The sequence below is a fragment of the Marinobacter sp. CH_CUG1437-1 genome (assembly GCF_037029655.1).
Taxonomy (GTDB): Bacteria; Pseudomonadota; Gammaproteobacteria; order Pseudomonadales; family Oleiphilaceae; genus Marinobacter; species Marinobacter salsuginis.
In genome coordinates, this window is sequence record NZ_JAYMEW010000001.1 from 167,933 (window position 1) to 191,109 (window position 23,177).

23 protein-coding genes are annotated in these 23,177 nt (G+C 59.7%); 9 read left to right on the plus strand and 14 right to left on the minus strand.

Annotated features, from left to right (window positions below; translation table 11 throughout):
* Positions 1-6 precede the first annotated feature (6 nt).
* Genes WA411_RS00815 through WA411_RS00825 form a run of 3 tightly spaced genes read right to left on the minus strand, consistent with a single transcriptional unit; the run spans position 7 to position 2,745 of the window.
* On the minus strand, positions 7-1,050 hold the full coding sequence (locus tag WA411_RS00815) for a branched-chain amino acid ABC transporter permease (protein ID WP_069182730.1): 1,044 nt from the start codon (positions 1,048-1,050) through the stop codon (positions 7-9).
* A gap of 1 nt (position 1,051) precedes the next feature.
* Positions 1,052-1,930: a branched-chain amino acid ABC transporter permease gene (locus tag WA411_RS00820; protein ID WP_291905551.1), complete on the minus strand. Its 879-nt coding sequence runs from the start codon at positions 1,928-1,930 to the stop codon at positions 1,052-1,054.
* Positions 1,930-2,745, minus strand: a complete 816-nt coding sequence (locus tag WA411_RS00825) for an ABC transporter ATP-binding protein (RefSeq protein ID WP_069182729.1) — start codon at positions 2,743-2,745, stop codon at positions 1,930-1,932. The genes WA411_RS00820 and WA411_RS00825 overlap by 1 nt, the downstream gene beginning before the upstream one ends.
* 249 nt (positions 2,746-2,994) lie before the next feature.
* On the opposite strand from WA411_RS00825, the gene WA411_RS00830 reads away from it, so the two are divergent.
* Positions 2,995-3,789: an enoyl-CoA hydratase/isomerase family protein gene (locus tag WA411_RS00830; protein ID WP_291905550.1), complete on the plus strand. Its 795-nt coding sequence runs from the start codon at positions 2,995-2,997 to the stop codon at positions 3,787-3,789.
* On the opposite strand, the gene WA411_RS00835 is transcribed toward WA411_RS00830, so the two are convergent.
* Positions 3,769-4,959: a GGDEF domain-containing protein gene (locus WA411_RS00835; RefSeq protein ID WP_291905549.1), complete on the minus strand. Its 1,191-nt coding sequence runs from the start codon at positions 4,957-4,959 to the stop codon at positions 3,769-3,771. The two genes, WA411_RS00830 and WA411_RS00835, sit on opposite strands and share 21 nt — an antisense overlap.
* A gap of 141 nt (positions 4,960-5,100) precedes the next feature.
* On the opposite strand from WA411_RS00835, the gene nfsA reads away from it, so the two are divergent.
* Positions 5,101-5,838, plus strand: coding sequence for an oxygen-insensitive NADPH nitroreductase (nfsA, locus tag WA411_RS00840; RefSeq protein ID WP_153634446.1), 738 nt, complete (start codon positions 5,101-5,103; stop codon positions 5,836-5,838).
* Positions 5,839-5,841: 3 nt separating this feature from the next.
* Here the strand turns inward: nfsA and WA411_RS00845 are convergent, their stop codons facing one another.
* The 4 genes from WA411_RS00845 to WA411_RS00860 are packed head-to-tail and all read right to left on the minus strand — an operon-like array spanning position 5,842 to position 11,613.
* The gene (locus WA411_RS00845) at positions 5,842-8,661 is read right to left on the minus strand and encodes an FAD-binding and (Fe-S)-binding domain-containing protein (protein WP_291905548.1); all 2,820 of its coding nucleotides are present in this window, start codon (positions 8,659-8,661) and stop codon (positions 5,842-5,844) included.
* Positions 8,658-9,329, minus strand: coding sequence for a LutC/YkgG family protein (locus WA411_RS00850; RefSeq protein ID WP_069182724.1), 672 nt, complete (start codon positions 9,327-9,329; stop codon positions 8,658-8,660). The genes WA411_RS00845 and WA411_RS00850 overlap by 4 nt, the downstream gene beginning before the upstream one ends.
* Positions 9,326-10,777, minus strand: coding sequence for a LutB/LldF family L-lactate oxidation iron-sulfur protein (locus WA411_RS00855; RefSeq protein WP_291905547.1), 1,452 nt, complete (start codon positions 10,775-10,777; stop codon positions 9,326-9,328). The genes WA411_RS00850 and WA411_RS00855 overlap by 4 nt, the downstream gene beginning before the upstream one ends.
* Positions 10,774-11,613: a (Fe-S)-binding protein gene (locus WA411_RS00860; RefSeq protein WP_291905546.1), complete on the minus strand. Its 840-nt coding sequence runs from the start codon at positions 11,611-11,613 to the stop codon at positions 10,774-10,776. The genes WA411_RS00855 and WA411_RS00860 overlap by 4 nt, the downstream gene beginning before the upstream one ends.
* A 220-nt stretch (positions 11,614-11,833) precedes the next feature.
* Between WA411_RS00860 and WA411_RS00865 the strand changes: the two genes are divergently transcribed.
* Positions 11,834-12,610: a GntR family transcriptional regulator gene (locus tag WA411_RS00865; RefSeq protein WP_069182721.1), complete on the plus strand. Its 777-nt coding sequence runs from the start codon at positions 11,834-11,836 to the stop codon at positions 12,608-12,610.
* An 18-nt stretch (positions 12,611-12,628) separates the two neighbouring features.
* On the opposite strand, the gene WA411_RS00870 is transcribed toward WA411_RS00865, so the two are convergent.
* The 4 genes from WA411_RS00870 to WA411_RS00885 all read right to left on the minus strand — a co-directional run bounded on the left by WA411_RS00870 (position 12,629) and on the right by WA411_RS00885 (position 16,554).
* The gene (locus WA411_RS00870; RefSeq protein ID WP_209399169.1) at positions 12,629-13,369 is read right to left on the minus strand and encodes a ParA family protein; all 741 of its coding nucleotides are present in this window, start codon (positions 13,367-13,369) and stop codon (positions 12,629-12,631) included.
* Between the two features lie 165 nt (positions 13,370-13,534).
* A complete protein-coding gene (locus WA411_RS00875; RefSeq protein WP_291905545.1) occupies positions 13,535-14,290 on the minus strand; it encodes a putative 4-mercaptohistidine N1-methyltransferase in 756 nt (251 codons plus the stop codon).
* A gap of 37 nt (positions 14,291-14,327) precedes the next feature.
* On the minus strand, positions 14,328-15,158 hold the full coding sequence (eutC, locus tag WA411_RS00880) for an ethanolamine ammonia-lyase subunit EutC (RefSeq protein ID WP_291905544.1): 831 nt from the start codon (positions 15,156-15,158) through the stop codon (positions 14,328-14,330).
* Positions 15,151-16,554: an ethanolamine ammonia-lyase subunit EutB gene (locus WA411_RS00885; RefSeq protein ID WP_291905543.1), complete on the minus strand. Its 1,404-nt coding sequence runs from the start codon at positions 16,552-16,554 to the stop codon at positions 15,151-15,153. The genes eutC and WA411_RS00885 overlap by 8 nt, the downstream gene beginning before the upstream one ends.
* A 76-nt stretch (positions 16,555-16,630) precedes the next feature.
* Here WA411_RS00885 and WA411_RS00890 point away from each other — a divergent pair, with 76 nt between their 5' ends.
* Positions 16,631-17,407, plus strand: a complete 777-nt coding sequence (locus WA411_RS00890) for a crotonase/enoyl-CoA hydratase family protein (protein ID WP_291905542.1) — start codon at positions 16,631-16,633, stop codon at positions 17,405-17,407.
* On the opposite strand, the gene WA411_RS00895 is transcribed toward WA411_RS00890, so the two are convergent.
* On the minus strand, positions 17,373-18,245 hold the full coding sequence (locus tag WA411_RS00895; protein WP_291905541.1) for a hypothetical protein: 873 nt from the start codon (positions 18,243-18,245) through the stop codon (positions 17,373-17,375). The two genes, WA411_RS00890 and WA411_RS00895, sit on opposite strands and share 35 nt — an antisense overlap.
* Before the next feature lie 97 nt (positions 18,246-18,342).
* On the opposite strand from WA411_RS00895, the gene WA411_RS00900 reads away from it, so the two are divergent.
* A complete protein-coding gene (locus tag WA411_RS00900) occupies positions 18,343-18,972 on the plus strand; it encodes a metallophosphatase domain-containing protein (protein ID WP_194838955.1) in 630 nt (209 codons plus the stop codon).
* A gap of 85 nt (positions 18,973-19,057) precedes the next feature.
* Complete coding sequence (locus WA411_RS00905; RefSeq protein ID WP_291905540.1) at positions 19,058-20,065, plus strand: LLM class flavin-dependent oxidoreductase; 1,008 nt, start codon at positions 19,058-19,060, stop codon at positions 20,063-20,065.
* On the opposite strand, the gene WA411_RS00910 is transcribed toward WA411_RS00905, so the two are convergent.
* Positions 20,062-20,613, minus strand: a complete 552-nt coding sequence (locus tag WA411_RS00910; RefSeq protein WP_291905539.1) for a glutathione peroxidase — start codon at positions 20,611-20,613, stop codon at positions 20,062-20,064. The two genes, WA411_RS00905 and WA411_RS00910, sit on opposite strands and share 4 nt — an antisense overlap.
* A 139-nt stretch (positions 20,614-20,752) precedes the next feature.
* On the opposite strand from WA411_RS00910, the gene WA411_RS00915 reads away from it, so the two are divergent.
* From WA411_RS00915 to WA411_RS00925, 3 genes are all read left to right on the plus strand, one after another.
* On the plus strand, positions 20,753-21,292 hold the full coding sequence (locus tag WA411_RS00915) for a YqiA/YcfP family alpha/beta fold hydrolase (RefSeq protein WP_291905538.1): 540 nt from the start codon (positions 20,753-20,755) through the stop codon (positions 21,290-21,292).
* Positions 21,293-21,433: 141 nt separating this feature from the next.
* Positions 21,434-22,462: a TRAP transporter substrate-binding protein gene (locus tag WA411_RS00920; RefSeq protein ID WP_291905536.1), complete on the plus strand. Its 1,029-nt coding sequence runs from the start codon at positions 21,434-21,436 to the stop codon at positions 22,460-22,462.
* Between the two features lie 108 nt (positions 22,463-22,570).
* Entirely contained in the window at positions 22,571-23,164 is a 594-nt protein-coding gene (locus WA411_RS00925; protein ID WP_069182710.1) for a TRAP transporter small permease, read from the plus strand.
* Positions 23,165-23,177 lie beyond the last annotated feature (13 nt).

The window sequence follows — 23,177 nt, forward strand, 5'->3', positions numbered from 1 at the left end:
ACACGGTTAATTCCTGAATGGCCACAGCCGGAAAAACCGGCGGATGCGGTGCCAGATCTCCGCCAGGCCATGGGGTTCAAAGATCAGAAAGCCCACGATCAGGGCACCGAAGATAATTTCCAGCATCGGCGACATGAACACCGGGGCGTTGGGATAAAAAGGCGTCAGCGCAGCGGTCAGCAGTTTCAGGGCTTCCGGCACCAAAGTCATGAAGGCGGCGCCGAGAATGCCCCCCAGCAGGTTGCCCATGCCCCCGACGATCACCGCCGCCAGATAGAAAATCGACATGGAAAGCGGGAAGCTTTCCGGCGTCACCACCCGATAGAAATAGGCGAACAGGCCACCGGCGATCCCGGCATAGAACGAGCTGAGGGCAAACGACATCAGCTTGTAACGCAGCAAGTTGATCCCGAGAATCTCGGCGGAAATATCCCGGTCGCGAATGGCGATAAACGCCCGGCCAATCCGGGTCCTGAACACATTGCGGGCCGCCAGCACCATCAGCACCGCCAGCGGCACAATGATGAAATACATCCTGAAATCGCTCTGGAAAGTCAGTCCGAACAGGTGCGCCGGCTCCAGGCTCAAACCGCCCATCCCGCCGGTCACCGATTCCCACTCGGCGAAAATGAAATGCAGGAACACGCTCGCCGCCAGGGTGGCGATGGCCAGGTACAGGCCCTTGACCCGAAGCGAGGGCAGGCCCACCAGAATGCCCACGGCGGCGGCCATCAGCCCGGCCATCAGAAGCGTAACCGGAAACGGCAGGGCGGTATTGAGGGATAACCAGGCCACGGTATAGGCGCCCACGCCCATGAAGCCGGCCTGCCCGAGGGAAATCAGGCCGGTAAAACCGGTCAGGATGTTCAGGCCGGTGGTGCTGATCACGGCAATCCCCACGAGGCACCCCAGGTAAAGCAGGTAAGAATTCACCACAAACGGGAAAACCAGCAGAATCAGCAGGAACAGCCCCAACCACAGCTTCTGGGTCTGGCTGGTCCAGATTGCCTCATCGGCCTCGTAACTCTGTTTCGCGTCACCGATGCGCATCTTACACTCGCTCTATTTCGTGGGTGCCGAACAGGCCGTAGGGGCGGATCACCAGGATGATCGCCAGCACCAGGAAGGTTGCCGGCATCCGGTACTCGCCGCCCAGATAGGCGCCCGCCACGGTTTCCAGCCAGCCGATGAATACGCCGGCCACCAGGGCGCCGAGAATGCTGTCCAGGCCGCCCACGATCACCACTACCAGTACACTGAGGCCGATGATCCCGAATTGCGGGCTCAGCCCACCGGTGGCCGCCACCAGCACGCCGGCCAGGGACGCCGCAAGCGAACCGAACACCCAGGCCATGTTGAAGACACGGCGCACGTTGATACCCATTGAATAGGCTGCCGCCTGATCCGAGGCGGTGGCTCGCAGGGCCACGCCACCCCGGGAGAACCGGAAATACAGCAGGTAAATGATCAGCAGGGCGGAACCAATGAGAAAGCCGTAAGCGATCTTGGGTGCCAGATACAGTTCCCCGATAAACACCGGCTCCCGAGGCAGGAAGTTGGGCAGCAGTTGCGGATCAGCGGTCCAGATAAATTCCACCAGACCCACCAGGATGCTGGCAATACCGATGGTGACCATCACCACGGAAATCGGAGGTTCCCCCAGCATCGGCCGGATCATGGTTTTCTCTATGACACCGCCGAGAATACTACCGCCGATCACCGCCATCGGCAGAGCAAGCCAGGGCGACAGCTCCATGCCGCCGGCGAATGCCAGAAACAGGTAGGCCGCGAACATCATGATCTCGCCGATGGCGAAATTGATGACCCTCGTGGCTTTATAGATGATCACGAAACCCAGAGCGATCAGGGCATACAGGCCGCCCATAGCCAGGCCCGCCAGGCTGATTTCGCCGAAGAACAACCAATCCATCAGGCGGCCTCCCCCTCGGCGTTGAGCTTCTTGCGGAGGCTCTCGATATCACTGTTGCCCAGGTAGGCCTTGATCACCTCCGGGTTGTTCTGAACCTCCGCGGGCAGGCCTTCGGTGATGACCTGACCAAAGTTGAGCACCGCGATGTGGTCGGAAATATCCATCACCATACCCATGTCGTGTTCCACCATCAGCACGGTGACACCCCACTCTTCCCGGATGTCGAGAATAAAGCGGGCCATGTCTTCCTTTTCTTCCCGGTTCATGCCCGCCACCGGCTCGTCCAGCATCAGTACTTTCGGCTGCATGGCCAGCGCCCGGGCCAGCTCAACGCGCTTTTGTAGACCATAGGAAAGACTTGCCACAGGCTGGCGGCGAATATGGTCTATCTCCAGGAAATCGATAATCCGCTCTTCCACATCTTTACGAACGGCCATTTCCTCGCGTCGGGCCGGGCCGAAATAGGCCAGGGCACTGAGCAGACCGCTCTTCATATGCACGTGGGCGCCCAGCTTGATGTTGTCGAGCACTGTCATGCCCCGGAACAGGGCAATGTTCTGGAAGGTTCGGGCCAGCCCCATTGCGGCTCGCTTCGGTGGCTTGATGCTGCCCGGCAGTGGCTGCCCCTGATAGTGAATCGTGCCCTGCTGGGGTTTGTAGAACCCGGAGATGCAGTTGAACAGCGACGTCTTGCCAGCGCCGTTAGGGCCGATAATGGTGGTTACGGTGTTCTCAGGCACCCGGAAACTCACGTCCTGCAGCGCCTTCACACCACCAAATGACAGAGACAGGTTACTGATTTCAAGGATGCTCAAACTTCCTCCCGGCACCCCTGGCGCCGGGCACACAGGCACGCGAACACGCCCTGACAGTACCCATCCCACGCCCGAAGATGATTGTATTTTTTGTTTTTTCTTGTCGTCGGGGTGAACCCCGATTCAGATTTAAAGTAGTCCATTCGGGCAACATTAGGCAAACCGCTCTATCTTGTTATCCCAAAGACCACGAAATCAGTACGCAGGTTTCTGACCGTGAGACCTGCATTACCGGGAGGGCATGTGACCATGGCAGATTCACTGGTAACCACCGCATTTGATGCCGGAACAGGGGTCGCCAGATTGACCTTCAACCGTCCGAAGGCCCTCAACGCCATCAATGTGCCCCTGGCAGAGGCCTTCCTCGCGGCGGTGCGGGAGATCCGGGATCTTTCCGGTGTTCGTTGCATCGTTCTGACAGGCGCGGGGCGAGCCTTTATGGCGGGCGGCGATGTATCCAGTATGGCGGGCACGTCGGAGCAGGCTGGCGCAGCCATCAGCGCCATCCTGGACGCGGTCAACCCCGCCATCCTGCTTCTGCGCAGCATGGATGCGCCTGTAATTGCCGCAGTCAGGGGCGTGGCGGCCGGCGCAGGGCTGAGTCTCACCCTGATGGCCGATCTGGTGATCGCCGAGGAAGAGGCAAAATTCCTGGTGGCCTACAACGGCATTGGCGCGGTTCCGGACTGTGGCGGCAGCTGGGCCCTGGCCCACAAACTCGGCGCCGGCCGGGCGGCCGAACTGATGCTGCTGGGCCGCACCCTGGGCGCTGCTGAAGCCCGGGACTGGGGCATAGTCAACGAAGTAGCCCCCGACAGCGAATTCGACAACCGGCTGAACCGGATGATCGAGAAGGTCGCTCAGGGACCAACCCGAGCCTATGGCGTCTTTCGTAAATTGATCGATCAGGCCAACGGTGACCGGCTGGCCGACCATCTGGAGGCGGAACGTGCTGCGTTCCTCGAAATGACCCGTACTGAAGACTTCGCGGAGGGTGTTTCGGCGTTTCTGGCCAAACGGCCGTCAGAGTTCCGTGGCCGCTGACGTCGGAACAAGTTCGGCCCGGTTACGGCCATTGTGCTTGGCCCGGTAAAGCGCCTTGTCCGCCGACGCCATAACGTCCTTAAAAGAGCCATGGTCCCGGGTAAGAGTCGCACCACCGATGCTGGCCGAAAGATGCACCGGAACACCGTGGACCTCCCGGCCAGTCTCAACGATTCTTTGCAACAGGCGCCCGGTTATCGCCTCGATCGCTTCGCGATTATTGTTGCGAAGCACGGCTGCGAACTCTTCACCGCCAACGCGGCCAACGATGTCGTCATCCCTGAGTTCGGCTTTCATCAGACTGGCAACGACCTTCAATACCTCATCGCCGGTGGCATGCCCCCAGCGGTCGTTGATCTGCTTGAAGTGATCCAGATCGATCATGAGCACGGTGACAAGGTCCCCGGCCCGCCGGGCTTTTTCAAATGCCAGCTCACCTTCCCGGTAGAACGCCCGGCGATTGTACAGCTGGGTAAGCCCATCCCGCTCCGCCAGCACCACCAGAGCCTGTTCGGAACGGGTGAATGCCAATAACGGAAGCGCCATGGCCGTGGCACTCACCAGCAGCAGGTGGTTCATCAGAATGAGTTTCAACAGCCCCTGAAGATCCAGCTGTACGCTTCCGCTCATGGAGACTGCGATTACCAGTACCTGGGTCATCATCAGCGTCCCGTGGATGCCGAACAGTGTTTGCAGAATGCGAAGGGGCAGTCTGGGCCTGTGCCCAATTGAGCCCAGCCGGTAGATCGCCAGGCTGAAGATCAATGCCGAGAACAGCGCAGTCAGGAATCTGGCCACCACCGGATCCCAACCCGCGCTGACAGCCAGGCCAGACAGATAGAGTAGCAAGGCGCCATGGATAAGACGGGATGACCGTCTCTTGCCCGCTATTGGCAACCCCATCAGTGCGTGGATACCCGCAAGGACCAACAGCGGTGAAGCACCAAGAAACAGGTGGGCGACGAATATCAGCCCCCCTGGAGCGCCGGGCCACTCATTGGCTACTGCGAATGCGGTACCCAACACAAAGGTCAGGCAGGCTAGGGCCCAGAGCAGAAAACAGCGCTCCCGATGGCGGAGGTGATAGATCGCCCAGAGCATGCCGCCGATCAGGAGGTTGATCATGACCGAAGTGACCAGCAGTGTTGGCAGATGCAGGTTCAGGTCCATAAAGGCAAAGCGTTCCAGGCTAGACGGTATGATCTGTCAGCGTATCAGTTTGGCTTCCGCACATGCGCGAGTAATGTGTAGCGTTTGGTATGATAATTGTCACAGACTGGCGCGACATCCATGAACTCACTGCGAGACCCCATGAATCCAACCATAGAACTGCTCAAATCCCACCGCTCCATCCGCAAATTCACCGGTGAAAAGATCCCGCCTGACCTGCTCAGGGAACTGATTCGGGCCGGCCAGTGCGCCGCCACCTCGAATCATGTGCAGGCCTATTCGATCATTCACGTGATCAACCCCGACAACCGCCGGAAAATCGCGGAACTTGCCGGGGGCCAGAGCTACATTGCTGACTGCTCGGACTTTCTGGTGTTCTGTGCCGATATGCGGCGCTCAACCGATGCCGCAGGACGGGCCGGGGCTGACGTGGTGCGAGGGATGACGGAACAGTTACTGGTTGCCACCATCGACACCAGTCTGATGGCCCAGAACGTGGCGATTTCCGCGGAATCCGAAGGGCTCGGGCTGTGCTATATCGGTGGCATCCGCAACAACCCGGCCCAAATCAGCGAGATTCTCAGGCTTCCGGAACACGTTTATCCGGTGTTCGGCATGTGTCTGGGCTACCCGGACCAGAACCCGGAGGTGAAACCCCGGCTGCCGGTGGAGGCCATCCTGAGGGAAGACTACTACTCCGATGCCCGTGACGAAGAACTGGTGGCCGGCTTTGATCGCACCATGAACGAGTACTACCGGGAGCGGACCGGAGGCAACAAGGACACCACCTGGTCCGAGCAGCTCAAGCCGCTGTTCACCTCGAAACTGCGGCCGCATATGCGCGATTTCCTGCGCAAATGCGGCTTCGAGATGAAATAGCCGCTAGGCAGTGGCTTTTGGCCGGGTGACCCGATCCACCAGATACACCAGGCCGTGGTAGTCGATGCCGCTGTGTCGGCTAAGGCCGATCTCGCAGGTGCGGCTGGTGGAGATACCCTCCTCGCAGCCGGCCGTCTGTTCAGCCAGGGTTTTCAGGGAATGGGCGTTCAGCTCCGGCACGTTGAAGCCTTTATCCCCGGCAAAGCCACAGCAGTGGATGCCCTCGGGGATCACCACATTACTACTGCAGCGGCGAGCGATATCGATAAGACCCTGTGATTCCCCAAGATGCTGGGTACTGCAGGTGACGTGCACGGCCAGCGGGGTCTGCTCCGGCTCGAAATCCAGGCGCTCGTAAAGATGATCACGAATAAACCGGACCGGGTCGAACAGTGTGAGCCCGGCCTCTTCGGCAGCTTCACGGATCTGCAGGGTGCAGGGGCTGGTGTCGCAATAGATCGGATCCACACCATTGCGGCTGGCCCACAACAGCGCCGAAATCAGTTCATCTTTTTTGGATGCCGCCTGGTCCGGATAGCCCTTGGAGGCAAATGGCTGGCCGCAGCACAGACTGTCCAGCGCCTCCGGATACACCACCTGGTAACCACCTTTCTCCAGCAGCCTCCGGGTCACGCTGATCAACGGCTCCTGCGCCTTATCGCTACGGGCCGGGCCCATGGTCCGGGACACACAGGCGGCCAGATACACCACCCGGGGCCGACCATCGGCCGGATCCTCCTGTGCTGCTGGTGACACAAGCCGCACCGGTTGGGGCAGAGTCGGATCCCATTGGGCGACCTTGCCTCCGGACACCTTTCGGACGCCCGCACTGAGACGGGTCAGCATTGGCGCGCCCATCAGCCGTTCGGCCATGGAGGCGCTGGCAAGGACAAAACGGGTGGCTTTCAGTGCGCCGGCAAAATGCTTCGCCAGCTGATTGGCCACGGACTGGCCGCCGGCTTTCTCGCTACGCAGCTTACGCACCAGATCACCGGTATTGATACCCACCGGACAGCGCTGGGCACACAGACCGGTGGCGGCGCAGGTATCCAGGCCGTGATACTGGTAGGCCTTCTCCAGTTCAGCCGTATCTTCACCGGCACGGCGGCGGGCCTGGATATCCCGCCAGATCACGATGCGCTGGCGAGGCGAAAGGGTGAGCCCTTCCGAGGGACACACCGGCTCGCAGAAACCGCATTCAATGCATTTATCAACTAGAGGATCGGCCTCCGGCAGGGGCTTCAGATTCTTGAGGTGGATCTGCGGGTCTTCCGAGAGCACAACATCCGGATTGAGCAGATTCTCCGGGTCCAGCAGCCGCTTGATCTGCCACATCAGCTGCCAGGCATCATGCCCCCACTCCAGCTCCACAAACGGCGCCATGTTGCGGCCAGTCCCGTGCTCCGCCTTCAAAGAACCACCAAACTCCACCGCCACCAGCTGCGCCACATCCTGCATGAAGGCCTCATAGCGGGCGACTTCCGCAGGGTCGTCAAATCCCTGGGGGAACACGAAGTGCAGGTTGCCCTCCAGGGCGTGGCCAAAGATGATCGCGTCGTCATAGCCATGCTTCACAAACAGCTCCTGGAGACGGGTAACCCCCTCGGATAGCTGATCGATCGGGAAGGTCACATCCTCGATGATCACGGTGGTACCGTTCGGTCGCACTGCGCCCACAGCGGGGAAGGTACCCTTTCGAATGGCCCACAGCTGGTCAGAGACTTTGGCATCGCGGGTGAAATCCACCTGTTGCTCAAGCGGAAAATCCGCCAGGGACGCACTGATCCAGGCCAGCTGTTCATCCAGACTCTCCGAGGAGGGCGCCCGGGTCTCCACCAGCAGCGCGCAGGCATCCTCCGACAGATCATGAATCCAGTCAGGCAGGCCGGGCTTGTCCTGCACCGAGCGAAGGCTGCGGCGATCCAGCAGCTCCACCGCCGCCACAGGCTGCGACCGCAACGCCGACGCCGCCCGGCAGCAGGTCTCGGCATTACGGAACACCAGCAGCGCCGTGGCCTTGTCGGGGTATTCCGGCACGGTGTTGTAGGTGACAGCACTCACGAAACCCAGGGTGCCTTCGGAGCCCACCATCAGATGGGTGAGAATGTCGATGGGATCCTCAAAGTCCACCAGGGAGTTCAGGGACAACCCTGTGGTGTTTTTCAGGCGGTATTTGTGCCGAATACGTTCCGCCAGCTCCGGATTCTCCCAGGTATTGATAGCCAGCTTTTTCAGGGCCGCCAGCAACTCGCCATGACTGTCGCGGAACGCCGCCACACTCGCCGGGTCCTCGGTATCCAGCACGGCGCCGTCTGCCAGCACCAGGCGCATGCCAGCCAGGGTGTGGTAGCTGTTCTGGGCCGTGCCACAGCACATGCCACTGGCGTTATTGGCAACAATGCCGCCGATCTTGCAGGCGTTGATGGAAGCAGGATCGGGACCGATCTTGTAACCCCTGGGCGCAAGCCAGGCGTTGGCCTGGGCGCCGATCACACCCGGCTGCAGGCGAATCTGGCGGCCTTCAGCGCGGATGTCGTGGCCGTTCCACTGGTCGCCAAGGACAATCAGGATGGAGTCGCTGATGGCCTGCCCGGAAAGGCTGGTACCGGCGGCCCGGAAAGTCACCGGCACCTTGTGGTTGCGGGCAATCGCCAGCAAATCGACCACCTCGGCCTCATCCTGAACCCGCACCACCACTTTGGGGATCAGCCGGTAGAAACTGGCGTCGGTTCCGAACGCGAGGGTGGACACCGGATCGTTGAACACCCGGTTTTCCGGAATCCGTTGCCGGATATCGGCCAATGTGGCTGCGGAAAAGCTCATAGGTCCTCCAACACCAGCACGATGAGCTCACGAGGCCCGTGAGCGCCATAAGCCAGCACCTGTTCGATGTCCGCGGTCTTGGACGGGCCGGACACCAACAGGACATTGGTGGGCAGCCCGGCTGCCCAGTCCTGAGACACCATCATGTCATACAGATTGTCGTGAATCTCGCTGGCCTTGAGCAGGGCAATGTGCACCGGTGGTACCAGGCTCATCAGTCGTGGTTCGTGGCGATCCGGCCAGAGCACGATTGTGCCAGTGGCAGCAATACCACCCAGGGTGCCGGTCAGGCTGGCATCCACATTCCAGAACAGCTCTTCCTTCCAGGCCTCCACCGGCTTATCGTAGGCCAGTAACTCGATCGTCTGCTCCGTGGCCTCAACGTGAGCTTGCAAGGCGCGGCCGTGGTCTGTGCCGGGTGCGCACAACAGATTTCGGAGATTGCGTTTGTTCAGCAGCTGCGTCACCAGGTCCGGCCAGCTGTCAGAATGGCACTGGTGCACTTCCGTGTGGACCGCCTCCATCAGGCTGCGCAACCGGGTGACGCGGTCTTCCGGCGCGTAGCGCCAGGGCCGGGTTACCAGCCCCTCGTCGAATTCGTCCGGGCGGGGTGTCGTGCCGGCAAGGCTGTTTCTCAATTTACCAAGGATATTCGCGCGGGCGGTCATGATGGCCGGCCTCCCTTCTGGTCGAGATGTTGAGCCGCAAGATCGTGCAGGGAACGACGGGCGGGCACCGGTGCACTGTGATTCTCGGTCCAGGGGCCGGCCTTTTTCGGAGCCAGCGCCCGGAAGCGGGTCGCGGCCCAGAGAAAACTGCGATACAGCGCCGGCCGGGTATTCAGCATCTGCCAGCCGCGCCAGATCCAGCGCTCTGCCCGGGAATGTTTGGCGCCGCCACCTTTCACCTGCTGCGGCTGCTCCGGATCCTTCACATTTTCCTGCCGTAAACGCTGAAGCAGCTCGGGAATCGGAATCTTGACCGGGCAGACCTCACCGCAGGCCCCGCACAGGGAGGAGGCGCTTGGGTGGTCTGGCACCTTGTCGAGGCCAGCCATATGCGGTGTGATGATCTTGCCGATGGGGCCGGGGTATACTTCACCGTAGGTGTGGCCGCCCACCCGGGTATACACCGGGCAGTGGTTCATACAGGCGCCGCAGCGGATGCAGTTCAGGGTCTGACGCATCTGGGCATCAGCAAAAGCGCCGGTACGGCCGTTATCCAGCAATACCAGATGTACCTCTTCCGGGCCGTCCAGTTCGTCCGGTTTGCGGGGACCGGATATCAGGTTCACATAGGTGGTAATGGGCTGCCCCAGGGCCGAACGGGTGAGCAGGGAAACCAGCGGCACCACATCCCTCAGGTTCGGCACCACTTTTTCAATGCCCGTTACCGCAATGTGAACCGGCGGTGCCGTGGTGCTCATGCGACCGTTGCCCTCGTTTTCCACCAGCAACAGGGTGCCAGTTTCGGCGATGGCGAAGTTCACTCCGGATACACCCACATCCGCATCCATGAATTTCCGACGAAGGGTTCGCCGGCCGATCTGGATCAGTTGATTGACGTCTTCGGTCTCCGGCTCCCCCAGCTTGTCGTGAAACAGCTTCGACACCTGCCGGGCGTTCTTATGGATCGCCGGCATGATAATGTGGGACGGCTTTTCATTATCGAGCTGGACAATGTACTCCCCCATGTCGGATTCCAGGCATTCGATGCCCCGCTCCGCCAGATAGTCGTTCATCTCCATCTCTTCGCTGACCATGGACTTGCCTTTTACCACCTGGCTGCCCTTGCGGGCTTCGATGATGCCGTGCACCAGTTCGTTGGCTTCCTCGACCGTCTCCGCCCAGTGAACCTTGACGCCGTTTTCAGTGAGTTTCTGTTCCAGCTGCTCCAGCAGGTCCGGAAGCCGCGACAGGGCACCGGCCTTGAGACGATTGCCCAGCTCCCTTAGCCCTTCACGCTCATCAGCATCGGGAAACGCGTTGGCCCGCTTGGTCATCAGCGAGTCCATGGCCACCCGGAAATTGTTGCGCAGCTGCCCATCCGCCAGGGCTTCTTCGGCACGCCCCCGGAAGCCCGGAGTCAGCTCGGTCACCGGAATACGCTGGCTCATGCCACCTCCCCTTCGCTGGCGCCATTGATTCGCTCCCACAGGAAGCTGGCCAGATGCCGTCCCCGGAAGCGCTCTTTCTGTTTTTCGAGGGAACCATTGATGTTCATCAGGCAGCCGCCATCGGCAGTAACCATTTCCACCGCGCCGGAATCCATCAGCGAGCGCGTCTTGTCCTTGACCATGGCACCCGAGACTTCCGGCATCCGAACCGAGAAGGTGCCGCCGAACCCGCAGCATTCACTCTCATGGTCATGGTCGACACGCTCGACCCCTTCGAGCTGCTGGAGAAGCTCACGCGCATGGAGGTGTGTGTTCATTTCCCGCCGGGCCGAGCAGGACGTGTGCAGGGCGATCTTGCTGGGTGCACCCCGGTCCGACAGTTGCACTTTGCAGACTTTCAGCAGGAACTCGGTCAGCTCGAAGGTGCGCTCGGCCAGCGCTTCCACCCGCTTGAGTGTGTCCGGCTCGTCGGCAAACAGCGCCCGGTAATGATGCCGGAACATACCGGCACAGGAGCCGGACGGCACAACGACCGGCAGACCCGAACGATCCAGGATCTCCAGCTGGGCACGGGCCACGGCTTTGGCCTCATCCCGGTATCCCGAAGTCCAGGCAGGCTGCCCACAGCAGCTCTGCTCCCGAGGGAAATGCACGCGGACGCCTTCACGTTCCAGCAGGCGAATGGCGTCCAGCCCGGCTTCCGGGAAGAACAGATCCACCACACAGGTGCCAAACAGGGTGACGGCCTCAGGCTTTTCAGGGTAATGCCTCTCCGGCTCCCGCTCCGGGGCTACCCGGGTGGCATTGGGGGCGGCATCGTAAAACAGGTCGCTCATTGGCTGGTGCCTCAATACGCTCTCAAACTGACCAATTTATAAATTGGTAATACCAATTGACATCAATAGTTAACCAAGGTATGGGAAAATGTCCGCCAATGTCAAAAGTTTTTGGTGCAAAAGACACACTTTGAAGGACTTCTTCATGCTAACCCTTGGCCGATAAAGTCTCTTGTGATATTGGTATTACCAATAAATTTTCGATACGGGTACATCAGGAATGGCCATCGGACAGATCGCGCCGAAAAGACTCGCAGACACCATTGTGGAACAGCTGGAAACCATGATTCTGGAGGGCACCCTGCAACCAGGCGAGCGACTGCCGCCAGAACGGGTGTTGTCAGAGCAATTCGGAGTGTCACGCCCTTCGCTGCGCGAGGCTATCCAGCGACTGACGGCCAGGGGCCTGCTGGTGAGCCGCCAGGGCGGCGGCAACTATGTCACCGAGTCCCTGGGTGGCAGTTTTAGTGACCCGCTGATTCCCTTGCTGGAAAACCGGCCGGATGCCCAACGGGATTTGCTGGAGTTCCGACGCACCCTGGAAGCGGACTGCGCCTACTACGCGGCATTGCGGGCCACCGAGGTGGACCGCGCCCACCTGAAAACCGCCTATGAGGCGCTGCAAGCCTGCTACAGCACCGAAAAGGAGCGGGATCTGGAAGCCGAAGGCGCGGCGGACGCACGCTTTCACCTGGCCATTGCCGAGGCCAGCCACAACGTGATCCTTCTGCATACCATTCGCAACCTCTTCAACATGCTGAAGAGCAACGTAGTGACCAACATTGGCGGCATGTACCAGAGGGAGGCGGAGACCCGTCAGGGCCTTGTGGAGCAGCATCGAATGCTGTACGAGGCCATCACGGAAGGTAGGGCCGACGAAGCCCGGGAACTGGCCGGCAAGCACATTCTGTACGTTCAGCAGGTGCTCTCGGAACGGAGCGAGAATAACCGTCGGCTGGAGCGGTCCCTGCGGCGGGACAAACTGGCGCGAACCTGAACAAGCCCTGTCCGGTGCTCAGAGCATTCGATTGATCTCTTTCCACAATCTGCGATAGGCATCGGCAGCCACGGAACTGGGTGCCAGTAGCTCCACTGGTGTGCCCTCCTCGCCCATTTTTTCCACCACACTGGCGTTCGGGATGATGGTTTTCAGGCCTTTGGGCAGGATCTCATCCTGGGCATTGATCAGCTCCCGGTGCAGCCCTTTGCGCCGGTCGGCCATGGAATAAAACGGGTGCAGCTTACCCGGCTTCAGCTTCTTGTCCTTGGCAAACTCCGCCAGCTGTTTCCAGCTATTCAGGGACAGCCAGGTGGGAATCACCGGCACAAACACCTCGTCTGCCGCTTTTAGCACCTGCTCCGAAAGCCGGGACAGCGACGGCGGGCAATCCAGTATCACCAGACTGGTTTCTTCGGACAGAGGTGCCAGCCACTGTTTGATCAGGTTACTGCCATCCTCCTGGTCCAGTTTGACATCCAGATTACGGAAACTGGTGTGGGACGGGATGAAGTCCAGGTTTTCATAGTCGCTCTCGTGAATGAACTCGGCGATGGGCGTCTTCCCCTTGAGCAACTGCGACAACTTGTGACCTTTGATCTTGTCGGCACCGGCCAGGTACCAGCTGGAAGCGCCCTGAGGGTCCAGATCCCACAACAGTGTCGAATACCCGGCCTGGCTGGCCAGATAAGCGATGTTCACGGCAGCGGCGGTTTTGCCAACACCGCCCTTCAGACTGTAAAACGCAATGGTCCTCATCCTGTCAGATCCTTTTATCCAGGCATAAAAAAACCGGGGAAGTCCCCGGTTAAAGCATTCACACGATGCACAACACAATGCATGTCGTCCTGATGAGATCTCAGGTTAGGCTTTTCCGGTGACAGTTTGATGACAGCCGGCAGGCCATCGTTAAACTTTCCCTGTTCACTGACTTACCTTCTCCCAGACGGTCAGCTCGGAGAAGCTGTGCTGAAACTTGTTTCTCGTCTCCCGTATAACAAACGGCAGACTCCAGGGCTCGAACAGCAGGCGGAAATGTGGCGCCAGCATTTCCCTCAGGCCGTCGAACGTCGAGAAGTCCTCACCATCCTTTTTGAAACCACCGACCCAGTGTTCCCTGGGCGTGTATTCCTCCAGCCAGGTGTAGGGTGAGGCAATCACCAGAAGCCCGAGCTCGTTAATCCGTTCGTGGATGGTCTCCAGAAACAGCGATGGCTGGTACAGCCGATCGATCAGGTTGCCCGCGAGCACCAGATCATACTCCGCGAACTGCGACGGCAGATCGCAGGCATCGCCCTGGTGAAAAGCCACACGGTTGGCGGCCTCCTCCAGCCCGAGGGATGCCAGGCTCTGATCCTGAAAACTCACCAGCTCACCTTCTTCCGGACGGGCATAGCGCACTCGTTTTTCCCGGGCCACTTCCTGACCTTTGTTAACGAAGGCGTTGGAATAATCAATGCCGTCTACGTGACGGAAATGCCGGGCCAACTCGAAGCTGGTGCGGCCAACGGCGCAGCCAATATCCAGCGCACGATCCAGGGGCCTTCCATCCATGGCATGCATAGCAGCGTCGGCCAGGGCCTTGGGAAAGTTGGCCTCACCATGCCACCGTTCGCCAAAGTGAAATTCCAGGTATTGGGCGAGGGTGGTGTCGTTTTCATAGTACGCGGCTTGCTGCAAGGGAATTCTCCTACCCTGAATGGTTCAACGGTTATCGCTAGCCTAACAGGAAGTTGCCAATGCCCTGATCAATAACCGTCTCTTCCGAGCGATCCTTGAGCGGCACCCCGGAAACCTGCTGTCGGCGGGCCTCTTTGAGCAGATACATCAGCCGCCGGCTCGCCTCGGCCCACGACAGCCCCGCCGGCCGAATGTTCGATATACAGTTCCGGCTGGCGTCGGTCAGCCCGGGCTCAGGCGCCCAGGTCAGGTAAAGCCCGAGGCTGTCCGGAGAACTCAGGCCGGGACGCTCGCCAATCAGCACCACCACACAGCGGGCGTTGAGCCGGTGACCCACATCGTCCCCGATCGCGACCCGTCCTTGAGAGACAACGATCAGGGGCGCCAGTTCCCAGGTCTGATCGTCGGCTTCAAGATCTGTCAGTAGCGCATCGAGAAGGCCGAGGGCATTTTGCTGCACACCGAAGGAGGACAGGCCGTCTGCGATCACCAGTGCCAGGTCGACGGGCGAGTCGCCGGTGTGGCCCAACCGATCCAGCTTCTCACAGGACTGAGCGCTGAGCCTGCGACCAAGGTCCGGGCGCTGCAGGTAGGTTACCCGGTCGTCGGCCTGACTGTGCAGATGAACCGGCTCCTGTGGCAGCAGTGATTTTCCTGGTTCGCTCAGATCCCCCAGTTGCGCCATTAACGCAGCGGTATCCAATGGCAGATGCACCGCGTCCCTGGCCTGGGCATGAGCCAACTGAAACGCCAGCATCTCCCGGGTGGGCAGGCTCACACCTGCGCGACCCAGACCAATCCGGGCATCGGTCCAGGCTGACAGCCGGCGCCACGGGTTCTCAATAACTACCGGTTTGCGCTCAGTCATGGCCCTGCCCCTCCGGCAACCGGCCCAGGCTCTCCCGGAACGCCTCCGGTAAGCCCTCGGAGGGCACCTTGCCTTCGGTATCGCCGAAGATCTGCATCCTGGTCAGCCACTGTTCGAACTCCGGCGCCGGTCGCTTGTCCAGAACCCGCCGCAGGTACAGGGCATCGTGAAACGACGTGGTCTGATAGTTCAGCATGATGTCATCCGAGCCGGGTATGCCCATGATGAAATTGCAGCCGGCTACGCCCAGAAGTGTGAGCAGGTTGTCCATGTCGTTCTGGTCGGCCTCGGCATGATTGGTGTAACAGATATCACACCCCATGGGCAGGCCCAGCAACTTGCCACAGAAGTGATCTTCCAGGCCGGCCCGGGTAATCTCCTTGCCGTCAAACAGGTATTCGGGGCCGATGAATCCAACCACCGTGTTCACCAGAAGCGGCTGGAATTTGCGGGCCACGGCGTACGCCCGGGCTTCACAGGTCTGCTGGTCCACACCGTGATGGGCATCAGCGGACAGCGCACTGCCCTGGCCGGTCTCGAAATACATCACATTGTTGCCCACGGTGCCTCGGTTCAGCGAGAGCGCCGCATCCCGGGCCTCGGCCAGAGTTGCCAGATCAAATCCGAAGCTGCGGTTAGTCGCCTCGGTACCGCCGATGGACTGGAATACCAGATCCACAGGCGCCTTCTGTTCGATGGCTTCCAGGGTGTTGGTAACATGGGTCAGGACGCAGGACTGGGTCGGAATCTCGTATTGTCGGATCACCTCATCCATCATCTGCAACAGCCGGACACTCTGGGACACGCTGTCAGTCGCGGGATTGATCCCGATAACGGCATCGCCACTGCCGTAAAGCAATCCATCCAGGATGCTGGCGGCGATGCCGGTCATGTCGTCGGTTGGATGGTTGGGTTGGAGCCGTGTCGACAGTCGCCCCGGCAAGCCGATGGTGCTGCGAAAGGCAGTCTGCACCTGGCATTTTGCCGCCACCAGGATCAGGTCCTGGTTGCGCATGATTTTGGAGACCGCCGCTGCCATCTCCGGTGTGATACCCGCCCGGATGCTTGCGAGCATCTCCGGAGTGGCGTGGTCGCTGAGAAGCCAGTTGCGGAAATCGCCGACGGTCAAATGCGAAACCGGCTCGAACGCCACAGGATCATGATCGTCGAAAATCAGTCGGGTGACTTCATCCTGCTCATAGGGAATAAGCGCTTCGCTCAGGAAGGTTTTCAGAGGCAGATCCGCCAGAGCCATCTGGGCCACCGCCCTTTCCTCGGCCGTACCCGCGATGACGCCCGCCAGGCGATCACCGGAACGCGCCGGCGTGGCCTTCGCCATCAATTCCGCCAGCGTTGCGAACTGCCAGCGCCGGTCACCCAGACTGTACCGATACATATCCCTCTCCCTGAGACGCGTTGTTCTACTATCTTAGGTGAATATCACACAGACAGATCAACTGCAGGGTAAAGCAATGACCGAGCACGCGGTTCTGACCAGTATCAATGACGGCATCTGCACCATCACGCTCAACCGGCCCGACAAACGCAACGCAGTGGACGGCCCGACAGCCGATGCGCTACGCAGGGCATTCATCGAGTTTGAGGAAAACGATGCCCTGAAGGTTGCGGTGCTGTGCGGCACCGGGGGAAATTTCTGCTCCGGCGCCGACCTGGAAGCGATCGGCGATGAGCAGCGGCGCAACCGGATTGATCCCCACGGCACCGGCCACGGCCCCATGGGCCCGACCCGTATGCACTTTACCAAACCAGTGATCGCTGCCGTCTCCGGCTATGCCGTGGCCGGAGGTCTGGAGCTGGCGCTGATGTGCGACCTGCGGGTTGTGGAAGCCTCTTCGGTGTTTGGCGTTTTCTGCCGGCGCTGGGGCGTTCCCCTGATTGATGGTGGCACCGTCCGGCTGCCCCGCATTGTCGGCCATGGGCGAGCCATGGACATGATTCTGTCCGGGCGCCCCGTCAACGCAGAGGAGGCCCTGGAAATGGGACTGGCAAACCGGGTCGTTCCGGACGGGACGGCACTGCAAGCGGCCCAGGAACTGGCCGCAACCATTGCCGGATTCCCGCAACGCTGCATGCGGGCAGACAGGGCGTCTGCCATTCATCAATGGGATCTGGATACCCGGGAAGCCCTGCAAGCCGAGGGGGCCGCGGGCTACCCGGTGGTTTTCGAAGAGGCCATTACCGGGGCCCGGAAATTCAAAGAGGGGGCTGGCCGCCACGGCCAGTTCTGAGTAGGCTCGCGAGCCAGTCGATCAGATCCGGATAGGCATCCATATCCAGCACAAATTCCTGTCCGCGGGCCGCGCAAGTCAGGTAGCACCAGGGTGAATCGAGCTGCCAGCGGTCCGCTCTGGTGTGATAGCTCAGGGGCGGGCGGTCCTCGCCGGGAAAAAATGCAGCCGGCAGACGCCATCGGGTCGGCAGCCGGCTTTGCGGGTCCGTGAGAACAAGATCATCCCGCAACATCGAGAACACGCCACTGCCGGGAAAGACCTCCGTCGCGGTTGCCAACTGGCAGGCATCAGAAGACTCATAGAGCGTGTTGCCAGCGTCCGGCTGGCGGTGGAAATGCGGATGATATCGGGCCCAGGGCAAGGCACCTGGTTCCAGTTCATCAATAACGTGTATCTGGCCAATCTGCAGCCAGCCCCAGATGGCATGAAACGGGCGTGAACCGGGCACAAAGCGCCAGCGACGATTATGCAGTTCAGCGCGCCGGAAGACCCCGAAGAACAGGAACAGGTCTCCGGGTTCAATCCCCTGATTGCGCAAATGCCCCTGGGCAGAACCGGTTTGCCCCAATACAGGTCGCCAGCCATTTTCACGTGGGTAGGCATCAGCCACCAGGTCCGGGTCCAGGTGGGCGCCATCCCCGCCTCGAATTCTGCCGCCGGTGAGATCCCGGGCGATCTTGCCCAGACGGCGTTCTTCGAAAACGACTTCGCTGTAGCGGATTCGGGACTGGGCATCCGGAATGGGCAGTACACACAGGGAACCGTCCGGTAAAACCGGGCTGGGACAACCACCGGCAGAAGAATCGAACCCCTTCCGGCTCAGAATCAATCGCATGGCATCACTGGAAAATCATGAGGGCTGAACGGGCCGTAAATGCTATCGTAGTTTCAACAATAATGCGCGAATGCCACCGATCGGAACCTTCAACACCATGAGAATAGTCTGCATCTCCGACACCCACAGCATGCATCGCCAGATCCAGGTGCCTGACGGCGACCTGCTGATTCATGCCGGCGACTGCCTCGGCGTCGGGACCCTCGATGAACTGGAGGATCTCGACCGGTGGTTTTCCGAGTTACCCCACAGAAACAAAATCCTGATTGCCGGCAATCACGACTGGTGTTTCCAGGATGAGCCGGCCGAAGCTCGCGAACTGATACGCCATGCCCATTATTTGCAGGACAGCCCGGTGGAACTGGAAGGCCTAAAGTTCTGGGGAAGCCCATGGACGCCGGTGTTCTTCAACTGGGCGTTCAACCTTGAACGGGGCGATGCTCTTGCCGAACGCTGGGCCCGTATTCCCGAAGACACCGACGTGTTGATCACCCACGGTCCTCCGGCGGGTATCCGGGACAAAATCGATTCGCCCACCGGCATTATTCGTCCCGGCTGCGAAGCACTGGCCGAACGCGTAGCCAGCTTGACTCTGAAGCTGCATATCTTCGGCCATATTCACGAAGACCACGGCCGGGAACAGATCGGTGACTGCCTCTACGTGAACGCCAGCACCTGTAATGGGAGCTTCAAGCCTCTGAACCCGCCGATTGTGATCGATCTGTAGCACCGATTGGGGCTAATCTTGAAACCAGCGCCCGCAGGCACCATGTTTGCGAGTTCGCGAATGACTTTTCTGCAACGGGAGCTCCATGCCTGACTGTCCTGAATACTCGCTGCTCGAACTGGCCTCCGTCCGCGAGGGCGACTCGGTCGGCACCACGCTTGCCAACAGTGTGGCCTATGCCCAACGGGCTGAGAAACTCGGCTTCAAGCGCTTCTGGCTGGCCGAACATCACAACATGGAGGGCATCAGCAGCTCCGCTACTTCGGTTTTGATCGGGCACATCGCGGGCAAGACGGAAGCTATCCGGGTCGGTTCTGGCGGCGTCATGCTGCCAAATCATCCCCCACTGGTGATCGCCGAGCAGTTCGGAACGCTGGAAAGCCTGTACCCTGGCCGGATTGATCTCGGACTCGGCCGCGCACCCGGCACTGACCCGGTAACCGCACGGGCTCTCAGGCGTGATGGCCTGGGGGCAGAACAGTTTCCGGAGGATGTCGCGCGGCTTCAGTCGTTGCTTGGCCCTCTGCAGCCTGGCCAGCCCGTGAAGGCGATACCCGGGGCCGGCACCAACGTGCCTCTGTGGCTGCTGGGTTCAAGTCTTTACAGTGCCCAGCTTGCCGCCATGCGAGGCTTGCCCTATGCCTTCGCCGGGCATTTTGCCCCCAGACTGTATCGGGAAGCCCTGCGAGTCTACCGCGACAACTTCCAACCTTCGGAGCGACTCGAAAAGCCCTACGCCATGCTCGCACTGCCGGCCATTCCGGCGGACTCGGTGCAGGAAGCCGAGCATCTGGCCACAACCAGCTACCAGCGTATTCTCGCGCTGTTCCGGGGCCAGCCACTCTGGATGAAGCCTCCCGTGGACACCATGGAGGGATTGTGGAACGCCGGCGAAAAAGCCAGCGTAAAGGATTTCCTCGGGCTCCAGCTGCTCGGCGATGCCAACACCATCCAGCGCCAGCTTGAACAGATCCTTTCAGGCATTGAGGTCGATGAATTGATGTTTACCGTGGACATTTACGATCCCGCGAAGCGCAGGCATGCGCTCGATATCCTTGGTCAAACCAGAAAGGCCCCGCAGGCACTATCCTAGAGCACAGACTCCACCGCATCGATCAGCTCCGGATCCTGGGGACGCACCCGGCTTGGGAAGCTCTCCACCACCGTGCCTGATCGATCAATCACATACTTGGTGAAATTCCAGCGCGGGGGCTGACTCTGCTCGTTAATGGCCTGGAACACAGGGTTTGCCCCGGGTCCGGTAACCGCGCCCGGGGCAATCATGGTGAAGGTCACACCGAAGTTCTTGAAACAGACAGTCGCTGCTTCGGCTTCCGAATCTGCCTCCTGACGGAAATCGTCGCTGGCAAAACCGACCACCACCAACCCATCCTTCGCGTATTGCTTGTGCAGGGCCTCGAGCCCCCCAAACTGGCCGGTGTAACCGCAGCGGCTGGCGGTATTGACCACCAGCATCGGCTTGCCGGCCGCCAGGTCGCAGAGATTAACGGTGTCGGAGGAGTGCAGCTTGCGCATTTCATGATCGAGAAACGCCGGGCAGCTCTCGGCTTGCGCCACAGGCGCGCCCACAAGGCTGGCAACCACTGCCGGCATCATCAGAAGGCTTTTAAGGTGTTTCATGGATCCCGTTTCCCTGTTCGCTTCGCTGTTTTTTATACGCGCCGACCGGACGGCTGGCTCAGCCTGCAAAGTGGACATAAAGGGTTCGGCTGCCCATCATCCCGGGTAAACAGTGTTCAAAGCAGGAGCCATTTTCATCATGACCGATACCCCGATCCATGTCTTCCTCTCCCACGGCCTGGAAAGCGGCCCTGGCAGCACGAAAATCCAGGCCATGAAAGCCGAAGCCGAAACCTTCCCGAACATCAAGGCTCATGCGATTGATCACAGGAATACCAAGGATCCTTCCACCCGCCTGAAACAAATGCAGGAGGCCATGGCTCAGAGCGGCGCCAATCCGGCAAACACCATACTGGCCGGCTCCAGCATGGGCGGCTGGGTGTGCGCTAAAACCAGTTCTGACACTCCGGTTCTGGGCTGCTTTATCCTGGCGCCAGCTCTTGCCATGGCCCGGTACCCCCAGTCCAGCCCAATCATCCGGGCCCGCCACTGCCAGATCATCCATGGCTGGAAGGATGACGTAGTGCCGGTCGCTCCGGTTTTTGACCTGGCACGGGAGCAGGGCCTTCCCATACTGGTTCTGCCCGATGGCCACCGGCTGGAAAACAGTCTCGATCGGGTTGTCAGTGAGTTCCGCGGATTCCTCCAAACCTGCCTTTCAGATATGAATCAACCGTGATTTCATGAACTTGCGAAATCGGGAAAACGACCGCTTCGGAATTTATTGTTTTGGCCATTTTCTTGCGAAAACCACTTTGTTTTGCCAGTCTTTATTAATGTAACAATAAATTTCAGCAAAAAAACGAACGGAGAAAACCCGATGAGCAGCATGAGCAAGTTCAAAAAACTGGCCGGAATTTCAGCGTTCGCGTTCGCTGCGATGACCATGGCGAATTCTGTAAACGCCGCAAACTGGCGGTACGCGCACGAGGAATACGAGGGCGACGTACAGGATGTGTTCGCCTACAAGTTCAAGGAATACATCGAGGAAAATTCCGACCACACCCTGCAGGTTTACCGTTTTGGCGAGCTGGGTGAGTCCGACGACATCATGGAGCAGACCCAGGCGGGCATCCTGAACTTCGTCAACCAGTCGCCCGGCTTTACCGGTTCCCTGATTCCTGAAGCCCAGATCTTCTTCATTCCCTACCTGATGCCGACCGACATGGATACGGTTATCGAGTTCTTCCGCACGAGTGAAGCCATAAACGAAGACTTCCCGGAGCTCTACGCAGAAAAGGGCCTCGAACTTCTGAAGATGTATCCTGAAGGTGAAATGGTTGTGACCGTGGACGAGAAGGTCACCAAGCCGGAAGATTTCAATAACAAGAAGATCCGGGTTATGACCAACCCGCTTCTGTCAGAGACCTATTCTGCCTTCGGCGCGACGCCCACACCGCTGCCGTGGGGCGAAGTGTACGGCGCACTGCAGACCAACATGATCCAGGGTCAGGAAAACCCCATTTTCTGGATCGAGTCCGGCGGTCTGTACGAAGTGTCTCCGAACCTGGTGTTCACCAAGCACGGTTGGTTCACCACTGCCATGATGGCCAACCAGGATTTCTACAACGGCCTGTCTGATGCAGACAAGAAGCTGGTGCAAGACGCCGCTGACTATGCCTTTGAAGAAATCATCGTGCACATCGACGGTCTTGCCGACGAAGCCCTGGCCAAGATCCAGAAAGCAAGCGATGAGGTCACCGTTACCCGTCTGACCGACGAACAGATCGAAGCCTTCAAGGCCCGAGCGCCCCAGGTTGAAGAGAAGTTCATTGAGATGACTGGCGAGAGCGGCAAAGAACTGCTGAACCAGTTCAAGGAAGACCTGAAAGAAGTTCAGAACAACTGAACCTGATGGAACCACTCCCGCCGGCTTCTGCCGGCGGGAAGCTGTGCTAACCCCGCCCCGCCGGGGACTTCCTACCGGCCGGGAGCGACATTCTCTGGAGCAGACCCCATGTCCGAGAATTCCCCGGATCTTGAAGACGATACCGGCATCTACGAGTCCGGCCTGCCCGGATTTCTTGGAACCATCGATGAAATAATTGCCAAGGTCGAGGCGTTCATGCTGGCCGTTGGCGTCATCCTGATGGCCATCAATACCTGTGTGAATGTTATTGCGCGGTATGTGTTCGGCGAAGGCCTTTTCTTCTCCGGTGAAATCAACCGGATTCTCATTATCCTGATCACCTTTGCCGGCATCGGCTATGCGGCCCGCCATGGCAGGCATATCCGGATGTCTGCAATTTACGACGCCATTCCGGTCAAGGGGCGAAAAGTGCTGATGATCATCATCGCTTTGTTCACCTCGGTGGTTATGTTCTTCCTTTGCTATCACTCATTCGAATATATCCAGACCCTGTACAGCCGAGGCCGTATTCTGCCTGCGCTGGGTTTTGAAATCTGGTGGATCTATATCTGGGTGCCCATCGGTTTTGCCATTACGGGAATTCAGTACCTCCTCACGGCCATCAAGAACTTCACCAGCAAGGACGTGTACCTGTCGACCGGCGTTGTGGATGGTTACGCGGATACCGAATCGGAAGTATGAACCCTGCAGCTGA